General features: G+C 36.3%; 13 protein-coding genes. 12 read left to right on the plus strand and 1 reads right to left on the minus strand.

Going from position 1 to position 12,553, the window contains the following annotated elements:
• Positions 1-19: 19 nt before the first annotated feature.
• Genes CS063_RS11540 through CS063_RS11560 form a run of 5 tightly spaced genes read left to right on the plus strand, consistent with a single transcriptional unit; the run spans position 20 to position 3,104 of the window.
• A complete protein-coding gene (locus CS063_RS11540; RefSeq protein WP_099449852.1) occupies positions 20-673 on the plus strand; it encodes a hypothetical protein in 654 nt (217 codons plus the stop codon).
• 10 nt (positions 674-683) lie between these two features.
• Positions 684-959: a EutN/CcmL family microcompartment protein gene (locus CS063_RS11545; protein ID WP_099449853.1), complete on the plus strand. Its 276-nt coding sequence runs from the start codon at positions 684-686 to the stop codon at positions 957-959.
• Positions 952-1,500 (plus strand): BMC domain-containing protein, encoded by a 549-nt coding sequence (locus CS063_RS11550; RefSeq protein WP_099449854.1) that lies wholly within the window; start codon positions 952-954, stop codon positions 1,498-1,500. Before CS063_RS11545 ends, CS063_RS11550 begins: the two co-directional genes overlap by 8 nt.
• A 38-nt stretch (positions 1,501-1,538) precedes the next feature.
• A complete protein-coding gene (eutH, locus tag CS063_RS11555; protein WP_099449855.1) occupies positions 1,539-2,630 on the plus strand; it encodes an ethanolamine utilization protein EutH in 1,092 nt (363 codons plus the stop codon).
• Positions 2,631-3,104, plus strand: a complete 474-nt coding sequence (locus CS063_RS11560; RefSeq protein WP_099449856.1) for a cupin domain-containing protein — start codon at positions 2,631-2,633, stop codon at positions 3,102-3,104.
• Positions 3,105-3,383: 279 nt separating this feature from the next.
• On the opposite strand, the gene CS063_RS18085 is transcribed toward CS063_RS11560, so the two are convergent.
• Positions 3,384-3,659 (minus strand): transposase, encoded by a 276-nt coding sequence (locus CS063_RS18085; protein WP_180270772.1) that lies wholly within the window; start codon positions 3,657-3,659, stop codon positions 3,384-3,386.
• 1,089 nt (positions 3,660-4,748) lie between these two features.
• On the opposite strand from CS063_RS18085, the gene CS063_RS11570 reads away from it, so the two are divergent.
• From CS063_RS11570 to CS063_RS11600, 7 genes are all read left to right on the plus strand, one after another.
• Complete coding sequence (locus CS063_RS11570; protein WP_099449858.1) at positions 4,749-5,657, plus strand: LysR family transcriptional regulator; 909 nt, start codon at positions 4,749-4,751, stop codon at positions 5,655-5,657.
• Positions 5,658-5,783: 126 nt separating this feature from the next.
• Complete coding sequence (gene metF, locus CS063_RS11575; RefSeq protein WP_099449859.1) at positions 5,784-6,644, plus strand: methylenetetrahydrofolate reductase [NAD(P)H]; 861 nt, start codon at positions 5,784-5,786, stop codon at positions 6,642-6,644.
• 157 nt (positions 6,645-6,801) lie between these two features.
• The gene (locus tag CS063_RS11580; RefSeq protein WP_099449880.1) at positions 6,802-7,779 is read left to right on the plus strand and encodes a CobW family GTP-binding protein; all 978 of its coding nucleotides are present in this window, start codon (positions 6,802-6,804) and stop codon (positions 7,777-7,779) included.
• A 14-nt stretch (positions 7,780-7,793) separates the two neighbouring features.
• Positions 7,794-8,732, plus strand: coding sequence for a TIGR03943 family putative permease subunit (locus CS063_RS11585; RefSeq protein WP_099449860.1), 939 nt, complete (start codon positions 7,794-7,796; stop codon positions 8,730-8,732).
• Between the two features lie 295 nt (positions 8,733-9,027).
• Positions 9,028-10,551, plus strand: a complete 1,524-nt coding sequence (locus CS063_RS11590) for a sugar ABC transporter ATP-binding protein (RefSeq protein WP_099449861.1) — start codon at positions 9,028-9,030, stop codon at positions 10,549-10,551.
• Positions 10,552-10,554: 3 nt separating this feature from the next.
• Complete coding sequence (locus CS063_RS11595; RefSeq protein ID WP_099449862.1) at positions 10,555-11,547, plus strand: ABC transporter permease; 993 nt, start codon at positions 10,555-10,557, stop codon at positions 11,545-11,547.
• Entirely contained in the window at positions 11,547-12,533 is a 987-nt protein-coding gene (locus CS063_RS11600) for an ABC transporter permease (RefSeq protein ID WP_099449863.1), read from the plus strand. The genes CS063_RS11595 and CS063_RS11600 overlap by 1 nt, the downstream gene beginning before the upstream one ends.
• The last annotated feature ends 20 nt before the right edge of the window (positions 12,534-12,553 follow it).

Genomic DNA, 12,553 nt, shown 5'->3' on the forward strand with positions numbered 1-12,553 from the left:
GAGAGAAAGGGATGGGAATGTGCAAAAAGAAGCCTTAGTAGATGAAATTCTAACAGAACTCTATAAAAGGTTAGAGCAAAAAGTGACAATTCCGCTTTCAAAAAGAAAGTTGATTGTGATAGGGCCCATGCCTACTTCTGCTTTGAAAAGGGGAGAGGGAGTATACGAGCTAAGTGAATACACTTCCAATCAGATAGAAGGCGAAGGTATTCTTATCACCCAGCTATCTACCAAGATGCTAAGTCATTTAGCCCTTGCCTCGCCAGTAACACAGGAAGAGGACTTTATTTTACAAGCTCTCTTGCAAGAAAAACCTGTTTATATTTTAGAAGAAGGTATGGAGTACAGGAAGTATAAAAAACAAGCTCATAAAACGCTTTATATCACACTTATGGAGTATGAAGATAAGCTTCAAAAATATGGTGTAAGATGCATCAGTCATTTGGATGAAATTGAAGAAAGAGAAGTAAATAAACCTGTAGATTCAACGCATGAACCTATAAAAGGCAATAGAGATTTAGATATGACGTATAAGAAATTACTTCTGGAGTCGGATCTTATTAAAAAGCATATAGAAGGAGTATATACATTAACGATTACAAAGAAATGTATTATTACACCTTTAGCAGATGACTATATAAGAAAACAGCATATTCAAATTAGGCGGATATAGGAGAAATAATGTGGATATTGGGAGAGTAGTGGGTAGTATATGGGCTACCAAAAAGGATGATAATATGAATGGTCAGAAGTTGTTAGTGCTTAAAATGCTTTTAGAACGTGGAAAAGAGAAGCCAGAGCTTGTCGTCGCAGCAGATATTATTGGGGCAGGAGTAGGTGACTTGGTTTTAGTTGTAAGAGGTGGAGCAGCACGCTATGCAGTACACAATCCTAATTGTCCCATTGATGCTGCCATTGTAGGAATAGTGGATTCTATAGAGGTAGAAGACAATGATTAGAAGTATAGGAGCTCTTGAATTTAGAAGTATTAGTAAAGGTATTGAAATAGGTGACCAAATTGTTAAAAAGGCTAATGTAGAAATTATTTATTTTCGCACCCTATGTCCAGGTAGATTTTTAATTATTGTTACAGGTGATGAGGGTGCAGTAGATGAAGCCATTGGATATGGTGAGGCACAAAGTGAAAAGAGCCTTATAGATAGTTTTAGGTTACATGCTGTTACGCCTGCTATTATAGAAGGTTTCAAGAATAAGTATGAAATGAAAAAAGTCAGTGATGCCATTGGCATTATAGAAACCAATAAGGTTTGTACAGGCATTGAGGTATTAGACCATATGCTAAAGGCTAGTGATGTAAAACTCATTAAATTGCAGCTAGCACTTTGTATAGGTGGTAAGCTTGTTTTTACAGTAACGGGTGCTGTGAGTAGCATTGAATATGGTTTTCAAGAAGTAAAAAATAAGCTAAGTGCCAGTGAGTATGCCAATCGAGCACTTATTCCTTCACCTAGTGAAGAGATTAAAAAATATTTGGTTTAATAAAGGGCAAGCAAACTGAATAATTGGAGGAGATTTTTATGAGTATTAACGAAATCATTGTATACATCATGGTTATCTTTGCTGTGCTAGGTGCACTGGATAAAATAATAGGTAATCGTTTTGGGATAGGTGAAAAATTTGAAGAAGGGATTATGGCAATTGGTACTTTAGCCATTTCAATGGTAGGTATTATTGCTTTAGCTCCTATTATTGCAAACTTACTAAAGCCAGTCATTGTTCCTCTTTTTGGTTTTCTAGGAGCAGACCCTGCTATGTTTGCAGGTTCTATTTTAGCTAATGATATGGGTGGAGCACCTCTTGCACAGGCTTTAGCCATTGATCCACAAGCAGGTCTTTTTGGAGGACTCATTGTAGGAGCTATGCTTGGACCTACTATTGTATTTACCATCCCTGTTGGACTTGGAATCATTGAAGAAAGTGACCGTAAGTATTTAGCAACAGGTGTCCTTGCCGGAGTTATTACTATTCCTATTGGTTCCTTCGTAGGTGGGCTTGTAGCAGGCTTTCCTATAAGTATGGTTGTTATGAATCTTATTCCAATCATTATTTTTGCGGTTCTTATTGCATTAGGGCTCTTCTTTTTTCAAGATGCCATGATTAAAGGGTTTACCTACTTTGGGAAGTTTGTTGTAGCCGTTATCATTTTTGGCTTAGCATTAGGTATTATTGAGAAGCTAACAGGTATTGTCATTATACCAGGTATGACACCTATTAGTGAAGGATTTGCTATTGTAGCAGATATTGCTATTGTATTAGCAGGGGCCTTTCCACTGGTATATGTTATTACAAAGGTTTTCAAAACACCACTTATGAAAATGGGGAAAATATTGGGTATGAATGATGTAGGAGCAGCAGGACTTGTAGCGAGCTTAGCGAATAGTATCCCTATGTTTGGAATGATGAAAGATATGGATGCAAGAGGTAAAATTATCAATGTAGCTTTTGCTGTATCTGCTGCCTTTGTATTTGGGGATCACTTAGGCTTTACAGCTGGTTTTAATTCAGAAATGATTTTTCCTATGATTGTAGGTAAATTAGTAGGTGGTATCACAGCTGTTATTGTAGCCATCTTTATTGCCAATAAAACACTTGGAAGGGAGAAGCAGTAGATGGATATTGAACGTTCAACCTTAGAAACACTTATTAAACAGATTATTTTAGAGAAACTAGGCAAGGCAAATAACATTTCTAATGGTATGGATTATGTAAGGGAAGTAACAAAGTCAGGTGTTATTGCTGTTAAGGTACCAACCGTTAAAGTGGATGAGAGTAATCGCTTAGATACCGGGAAATCTACTGATCAGGTTTATACCAAAGATGTTTTCACACTGCAAGAAAGTCCAAGGCTAGGTTGTGGGGTAATGGAAATGAAGAGTACTACCTTTGATTGGCATCTTAATTATGATGAAATAGATTATGTTATTGAAGGAAGCCTTAGTATCATTATTAATGGAGAAGTAGCAACTGCCCATGCAGGTGAGCTTGTTCTTATCCCAAAGGGTTCCAGTATCAAATTTTCTGTTCCCAACTATGCCCGTTTCATCTATATAACCTACCCAGCAGACTGGGCCAACCAACCCTAACCCCTATCCTGATCCTGTATGGGTGGATTCCCTACCCCTATCCTAATCCTGTATGGGTGGATTCCCTACCTCTATCCTAATCCTGTATGGGTGGATTCCCTACCCCTATCCTAATCCTGTATGGGTGGATTCTCTACCCCTATCCTGATCCTGTATGGGTGGATTCTCTACCCCTATCCTGATCCCGTAGGGGCGGATTCCATATCCGCCCGCAACTCCATATCCATCTCTAATTCATATCTATTAACTATCCAATAATTATAATAATTAATAAAGAAGCTATTTATAATCAGGAGTATAAAAACAATCCAATTCCCATTTCAAAGGATTTGTGTCAATATACTCCCATATTTTTTGATAGGCCTGCTCATTACGGATGATATGGTCATGAAAAGAACGTTGCCATATATGCTTATCAAAGGATGGTAAAATCCCTTGTTTAACCATTTTTATATATTCAATCGTAGAATAGCGCTTAAAAGCCTGCACAACCCCCGACACCGTAGGGGCGGATTCCATATCCGCCCGTAATCCCATATCCGCCAATAATTCCATACTTCTATGTGACTCCATATCCTTTCTTTCAATAACAAGAATAGCATGAAAATGATTAGGCATAATCACATATTTGGGACAGGTTACATGGGGATAGTGTGCAATTGTTTTTAGAAATATACTATTTATCATTTGAGTTGATAGAGATCTGTAAGATGGTCTAGAATCGCGGGACGACATGGAGTTGCTAAATGATAGGGTATTTTGAAATGATATGGAATCGTGGGGCGATATGGAATTACGAGACGACATGGAATTGCAGGACGATATAGAATCGCGGGACGATATGGAATCGTCCCCTACGGGGGTGAATAATATTTTTTTGTTGTGAGTACATAGTGTTATGAAATAAGCACCGTTTTGACTGTAATCATAATTTTTTAATCGATTAGATTTCCTTCTAGGTAAATTCAAGATTTCACCACCTATCTAAAATTTTCAAATTATTAACATCCCCTTTTCTATCATTTCACCTATCCCACCTCGTAGGGGCGGATTCCATATCCGCCCGGGATTCCATATCCGCCCGAGATTCCATATCTCCCGTAACCTCATATCTCCTTGTAATTCTATAATTATCTAAATACTATTTATCCATAGTGTATTTATTATAATATCCGTAATTGAAATACTTTAATCAAGGCTGAAGATAACATGGATTGTGTGTGAGATATAGAATTGGTTAGGCATTATGGGGGCGATATGGAATCGCCCCGTACGACGAATAGGGATAAGGAAAGATAGAGAGGAATGATGAATAGGGGTAAGGAAAGATAGAGAGGAATGATGAATAGGAATAAGAAAAGATAAAGAGGAATGATGAATAGGAATAAGGAAGGATAAAGAGGAATGATGAATAGGAATAAGGAAGGATAAAGAGGAATGATGAATAGGAATAAGGAAGGATAAAGAGGAATGACGAATAGGAATAAGAAAAGATAAAGAGGAATAATGAATAGGAACAGGGAGAAATGTAGGGGAAATTTATTTTGGAGGTATGCTATAATAAGGAGAGTAAAAAAGAGGGTATATAGAAGTTTATAAGATATAAGGCATCCAGATAAATAAAGAGCAAGAGGGGGAAGCAAAGTGACTTTACAACAGCTTAAATATGTTATTACAGTAGCAGATAGTAGTTCCATGAGTGAGGCGGCTAAGACATTATTTATTTCACAGCCTAGCTTATCAAATGCTATAAAGGACTTAGAGGGCGAGCTTGGCATAAGTCTTTTTAATAGAAATAACAAAGGAATTGTCTTATCCACAGAAGGAAAGGAGTTCTTAGGCTATGCGAGACAAGTAGTGGAGCAAATGGGATTATTAGAGGAGAAGTATTTAGGGATGAAGCCGGCTAAGCAAAAGTTTAGCGTTTCAACCCAGCATTATGCCTTTGCAGTAGATGCTTTTGTGGAACTTATTAAAGAATATGGCTTAGAGGAATATGAATTTACACTAAGAGAAACTAAAACCTATGAAATTATTGAGGATGTCAAACAACTTAGAAGTGAAATTGGTATTTTATATTTGAATGAATTTAATGAAAAGGTTATTTGCAAGCTTTTAAAGGAAAGTAATTTAGTCTTTAAGGAACTTTTTACAGCTAAGCCTCATATCTTTATTTGGTCAGGGAATCCCCTAGCAAAGCAAAAAAGTGTCTCTCTTGAAGAACTTAGAGATTACCCTTGTTTATCCTTTGAGCAAGGAGAAAATAATTCTTTTTATTTTTCAGAGGAGATTCTGAGTACTTTAGTACATAAAAAAGCCATCAAGGTAAGTGACAGAGCAACACTCTTCAACTTACTTGTAGGACTAAATGGTTTTACTATTTCAAGTGGTATTATAAGTGAAGAATTAAACGGTAAGCACATCATTGCTATACCATTAGATGTAGAAGAAGTAATGCGTATTGGTATCATTACTCATAAAAGTGTAACAATAAGTCGATTAGGAGAAATTTATTTAGAAGCACTAAAACGTCATACAATTAGCTTGCTATAGTATTAAACTATAGCAAGCTATATTTTTTTTGTAATTTACTCTTTTTAGGAAAGCACGTATACTTACTACAATATAAAAACAGTAAGTAAAGAGCTAGAACAGCAAAAGGGAAGGAAGCAAGTAATTATGAAGATAGAACATTTTTTTGAACAAAAAAAGCCCATTATTTCTTTTGAAATTTTTCCACCTAAGAAAGAAAGCGCTTTAAGAAATTTAGATGAAACCTTAGAAATTCTTAGTCAATTAAAACCAGATTTTATCAGTGTAACCTTTGGAGCAGGTGGAAGCTGTGTTAACAATCAAACAGTAGAAATTGCTAAAAAAATAAAAGCTAAATACCATATTGAAGCACTCGCTCATCTTACCTGTCTTAATCATAATCAAGATGAAATAAACATACTTCTTCAAGAATTAGAGAAGGCAGGAGTAGAAAATATCTTAGCCCTTCGTGGGGATAAAAATCCAAATGTGACACCTAAGAAAGATTTTACATATGCCAGTGACTTAGTAGCCTATATCAAAAGCCAAGGAAACTTTGGATTAAGTGGAGCGTGTTATCCAGAAGGACATACTGAGTGTGAGAATGAGGTGCAGGATATCCTTAATCTTAAGAAAAAAGTAGATGCAGGAGTAGGGCATTTGATCTCACAGCTTTTCTTTGATAATGATGTTTTCTATAACTTTCAAAAAAATGCCCAGCTTGCGGGGATTGAGGTACCTATTGAAGCAGGAATCATGCCTGTTATTAATAAAGCACAAATTGAAAAGATGGTTTCTCTTTGTGGAGCGTCACTACCTAGTAAGTTTACAAAGATTATGCAAAAATATGAAGATAATAAAGAAGCCTTATTTGAGGCAGGGATTGCTTATGCCATTGACCAAATCGTTGACCTAATTGCTCATGATGTAGAGGGTATTCACCTTTATACGATGAATAACCCACTTGTGGCTCAAAGAATTTATGAGGGTATCAAGAAACTTCTTTAAACTGTAAAAAAAGCAAGGTATAAAGCCTTGCTTTTTTTTATATATAGAACTTATATTGGATTTGTTTGAAATTTGATGGATAATTGTATAAAATAAATGAATAAACCTATAATTAAAAGGCGTGATAAATTGCAGTATGGAAGAGAGGGAAATGCAAATGACAAAGGTGGATATTATCTCAGGATTTTTAGGGGCAGGTAAAACAACTTTAATTAAAAAACTTATCAAAGAAGCTTTTAAGGATGAAAAGCTAGTGCTTATTGAAAATGAATTCGGTGAGATAGGGATAGATAGTGGCTTTCTTAAAGAAGGTGGAGTAGAAATAACAGAAATGAACTCAGGCTGTATCTGTTGTTCGTTAGTAGGTGATTTTGGTGTAGCACTAAAAGAAGTACTAAGTAAATATAAGCCGGACCGCATTATTATTGAGCCGTCAGGAGTAGGTAAGCTTTCAGATGTAATAAAAGCTGTTAAAGATAAGGAGCAAGACGCACAAATAACTCTTAATGTTAGGACTGCAGTAGTAGATGCTAAAAAGTGTAAAATGTACATGAAAAACTTTGGAGAGTTCTTTAATAATCAAATTGAAAATGCAACAACTATTTTATTAAGTCGTACACAAGATATCAGTGAGGACAAGTTGATAGAGTGCACTCAACTAATTAAAGAACGTAATAAGGCAGCTACATTAGTGACTACCCCATGGCAAGACCTAGAAGGCAAGCAGCTTTTAGAGGCTATGGAAAGTCAAAATACATTAGAGAAGGAGCTTCTTAAGAAGGAGGCTATTTGTTCATGTTGTGGTGGACACCATTCTCATACGGAACATCATCACCATCACCAGCATCATCATGCAGACGAAGTTTTTACTAGTTGGGGTTTAGAAACACCTCGTCCTTTTAAACAAGAAGCCATTAAAAGAGTTTTGGAAAAGCTTTCAAATACACAAGCGTACGGGATGATTCTTCGTGCTAAAGGGATTTTGCAAGATGAAAAAGGTAATTGGTTTTGCTTTGATATGGTGCCAGGAGAATATGAAATAAGACAAGAAGCAGCAGACTACACAGGACGCTTGTGTGTAATCGGAACAAAGCTAGATAAAAAGGGACTTCAGCAACTATTTGAAGAGTGTTAGAGGAGAGCAGAACCATGAAAATACCTATCTTTTTATTGAATGGATTACTGGAATCAGGTAAAACTTCCTTTATAAGTCATCTTCTAGCTAAGCCTATTTTTGCAGATGGAAAGGAAACACTTCTTATTGTTTGTGAAGAAGGGGTCGAAGACTATGAGGAGATACTACTGACTAAAAATCATGTGACTTTAGTAAGAGTAGACGAGGAAGAGGAGCTAACAGAAGCTTTCCTAAAAGAACTCAATTTGATTCATAGTCCAAGTAGGGTCATTATGGAATACAATGGGATGTGGGGATTAGAGCTTCTTTTTGATACACCACTCCCTACAGGCTGGTTTCTCTACCAAAGCATGGTGATCGTAAACGGAGAGACCTTTAATCTTTACTTTAATAATATGCGAGGGATGATGATGGAGCATTTTAAAACAGCTCAATTAGTTATAGTCAATCGCATGAATGAAGAGATGAATATAAGAGCTTTAACAGGCACAGTAAAGGCGATAAATAGTGAGGTTCAATTATTGAGTGTTTCAACAGACTTTGTAATGACACCTATTAAAGAAGAGCTTCCCTATGATATAACAAAGGATGTGATTGAGGTTAGTGAGGAGCACTATGGTATTTGGTATATTGATTTATGGGAGGAACCCAACAAGTATCTTCATAAAAAAGTAAAAGTAAGTGGACTTTTTTTCAAAGAGCCAAGTGATCCTAAAGACCGCTTCAGCTTTGGGCGCTTTGCGATGCCTTGTTGTGAGGATGACATAGCTTTTATGGGACTTTACTGTCACAATATTGGCAAGCCACGTTTTCAAAATAAAGAGAGCGTAGAGCTATTAGCTGAAATCTGTTGGGAAGAAGCACCTGTTTATCAAGGAGAAGGTCCAGTACTCCATGTCAAAAGTATCGCATCTGCTGCTAAAGATCAATCCTCCATAATTAGTTTTGGATAAATACTTATAAAATGAAGTCTTAAGTTATAAGAGAAGAAACGAATTTAGGTTATATACGAATTGCTGAGATTGTAGAATAAGAAATTATTTCATAAAAACTAAACAAAATTATAGAATTTTAAATTTTACTAGGAAACTCCTCAAAAAAAATAGGATTTCCTTATTTTTTTTGTCTATTTTGTATTTTACATAAAAGTCTTTAGATTTTACATGTATTAAAAAATGAATAGATAGTAACATATAGCTATGGATACAAAATAATATAAAAGACGGAAAAGATAGGAGTAGAGTGAAGATGAATAAGACAATATTGGAACTCAATGATATTGTAAAAACTTTTCCTGGTGTTTTAGCATTGAATGGTATTAACTTCAATTTAAGAAGTGGAGAAGTTCATGCTATTTGCGGTGAGAATGGAGCAGGAAAGTCTACCCTTATGAAAGTGGTATGTGGGGTACATAAGCCAGATAGTGGTGAGATGACTGTAAATGGAAAGAAAGAGTCTTTTGCTAATCCTATGGAAGCCTATAGCAAGGGTGTTTCTATTATTTTTCAAGAAACAAGCTTATTTGAGGAAATGACAATCCTTGATAATCTTTTTTTAGGGCATGAGGTGACTAAGAAAATAGGGCCGTTATCCATTATTGATTATGCAGCTATGGAGAAACAGGCAAAAGAAATTTTTAAGCGCCTTAATACAGAAATAGATTTAGGTGCACAGATTAAGACATTAGGTATGGCGCAGAAACAAATGGTAGAGATTGCAAAGGCTCTTACCTTCAATGCCAATATTATTATATTTGACGAGCCTACTGCTTCCTTAACAGAGCGTGAAGTAACAGCCTTATTTAAAATCATCAATAGTCTGAAGGCAGAAGGACTAGGGATTGTGTATATTAGTCATCGGATGGAAGAGATTTTCCAAATATGTGACAGGGTAACGGTTGTGCGAGATGGACAATATATTTCCACTAAGAATATAAAGGAAACCAATAAAGATGAGCTGGTAGCAGATATGGTTGGAAGGAAGATGGGAGCTTACTACCCTAAAGCAGAGACACCTATAGGTGAGGAATTCTTCCGGGTAGAACACTATTATGACGAGGGCTTTTTGGAAGATATCAATTTTGGGCTTAGAAAAGGAGAAATTCTTGGCTTTGCAGGACTAGCAGGAGCAGGACGAACAGAGCTAATGACTTCTATTTGTGGTTTTACCCCTAAGGCTATGGGAAAAGTGATTTTAGAAGGAAAAGAAATTGAAATCAAGAATTATAAAGACGCCATGGCAAATGGTATTGTCTATGTATCAGAGGATAGAGGGAAATATGGCTTAATTGTAGATATGAGCATTGAGCAGAATATTACACTTCCGCAGATTCATAAGTTTGCTGATAAAATGGGAATTATTAAGACAGAAAAAGAGACGGAGATTGGGAATGCCTATATCAAAGAAATAGGGATCAAGGCACCTGATTCAGAATTTATGGTAGCTAATTTATCAGGTGGGAATCAGCAGAAGGTAGCAGTTTCTAAGGCTTTAGCACTTCAACCTAAGATTTTAATATTAGATGAGCCCACTAGAGGGGTGGATGTCAATGCTAAGGCAGAAATACATAAAATTATCAGTGATTTAACACTAAAAGGCTTAACGATTATTATGATTTCTTCAGAGCTGCCTGAGCTTATCGGAATGTGTGACCGTATTTGTGTTATGAAGGATGGGTATATAGCAGGAAGCTTTGAACGAGAAGAAGTGACACAGGAAAAAATTCTTGCCCTGGCGCTAGAATCTAAAAAGCAAAATGTGGTGGGGGTATAACAAATGAAAACAAATAAGAAAAAATCCTCTTTATCAACAGAATTTTATTTAATGGTGTTTTTGGTAGCAGCTCTCTTGCTACTAAGAGTATTTGCACCAGCCTTCTACTCTATTAACAACATAATGAGCTTATTAAATTCCTTTAGTTATATTTTAATCTCAGCAATAGGAATGAATATGATTATCTTAACGTCTAACATTGACGTATCAACAGGAGCACTTATATCTGTAGTAGCACTAAGTGTAGCAGCAATTGGGAAGCAAGGTGCACCTTTTGGAGTGCTTCTTATTGCAGCAATGGTGATTGGAGCTGTTTTAAGTACTTTAAACGGGCTATTTATTACTAAGCTAAAAATTCCAGCAATTGTAGCAACACTAGCAACTACTCAAATTTTTCAAGGTGTCCTGCCACTCACTGTAGAGGGTTCTATTTATGACTTACCTGAGAGTTTTACATGGCTAGCCTTTGAAGCAAAAATATTTGGAATGATCCCAGCAAGTATACTTATCTGCTTGATTGTAGCAGTTGTTGCAATTATTTTTATGAAGTACTCCAAGTTTTCAAAGAAGATTTATGCTATCGGAAATAATAGTAATGGTGCACGTCTCGCAGGGATTAATGTAGATCAAACCATTGTTATTACCTATACCATAGCAGGTGCATTATTTGGAATTACAGCACTTATTGTAGCTACTGCTGGGCAGCGTGTGACGACGACAATGGGAAGTGGTATGGAAATGACCTTTATTGCCGCAGTTGTATTAGGAGGAACGAGTACAGCAGGAGGTTCAGGGCGCATTATAGGAACCGTTATTGGGGCATTTATTTTAGCAATGATTGCACCAGCTATCAATTACCTAGGAATCAGTGCGAACTGGGCAGATGCCATTAAGGGTGCTATTATTATCATATCTGTGCTTGTAAGTGCAGCTAAATATATCAAAAAGAAAAGAGTCATTACAGATCAGATGAGACAGTTAGGCGGTGAAGCATAATGAAAAAAGGAAAAATCAAATTTACATTTAATATGGCACTGTTTTTAATCTGGGTAGTTATTTTTGGAGCAATTAGTTTAAATGCACCAGCATTCCTAAAACCCAACTATATTATCAATGTAATGCTTCGTAACATCGTTGAAATTGGGATGGTTGCTTTACCTATGACTATGATTATTATCACAGGTGGTATTGACTTATCTGTAGGAAATATACTTGTTTTGTCAGCCATGTTAGGCGGAATGGCTGCAGCTTCATTTGGCACGGCAATGGGGATCGTGGTAACTCTTTTAACAGGAGCTATCTGCGGGCTTATAAATGGACTGATTATTGCCAGAGCAAAAATTTCGCCAATGGTAACGACACTAGCTACGATGTATCTTTACCTAGGGTTAGCTAGAGGAATTTCAAAAGGGGATAGTGTCTATGCTTATGATTTTGCAGAAAACATGGGAACAATGTCTATAGTAGGGATACCTGTTCAAATATGGATTTATAGTGTAATTGCTATCCTATTTATTATTTTACTTGGTAAAACCACCTTCGGAAGAAAACTTTATAGCATTGGGTTAAATAAAAATGCTACCAAGTATGCGGGGGTAGATACAGAAAAGATGCTGATTGTACTTTATACACTATGTGGTATAATCTGCGCACTAGCCGCCTTTATCTGGCTAGGTAGATTTACAAGCGTTAAATATGATGCAGGAACTAGTTTCAATCTCAAGGTTATCACAGCAGTTGTACTTGGAGGTACAAGTATTAACGGTGGCTTTGGTGATATGAAAGGAACTGTCCTAGCAACACTCATTATAGCCACATTAAATAGTGGACTTACTGTACTGAATATCCCAATTGATGTGCAGACTATCGTACAGGGAGTTGTTCTTATGATTGCATTAATCAGTTATGCTGTTGTCAATGTACGAATGAAAAAGAAAAAGATTGTGGCTATAGATAAAACGAACGTAGCATCTGAAGCCTAAAAGTAGGTACTCTCTAAAGC

Origin of the sequence: Sporanaerobium hydrogeniformans (assembly GCF_002735925.1) — a bacterium.
In the GTDB taxonomy this organism is placed as follows: Bacteria; Bacillota; Clostridia; order Lachnospirales; family Cellulosilyticaceae; genus Sporanaerobium; species Sporanaerobium hydrogeniformans.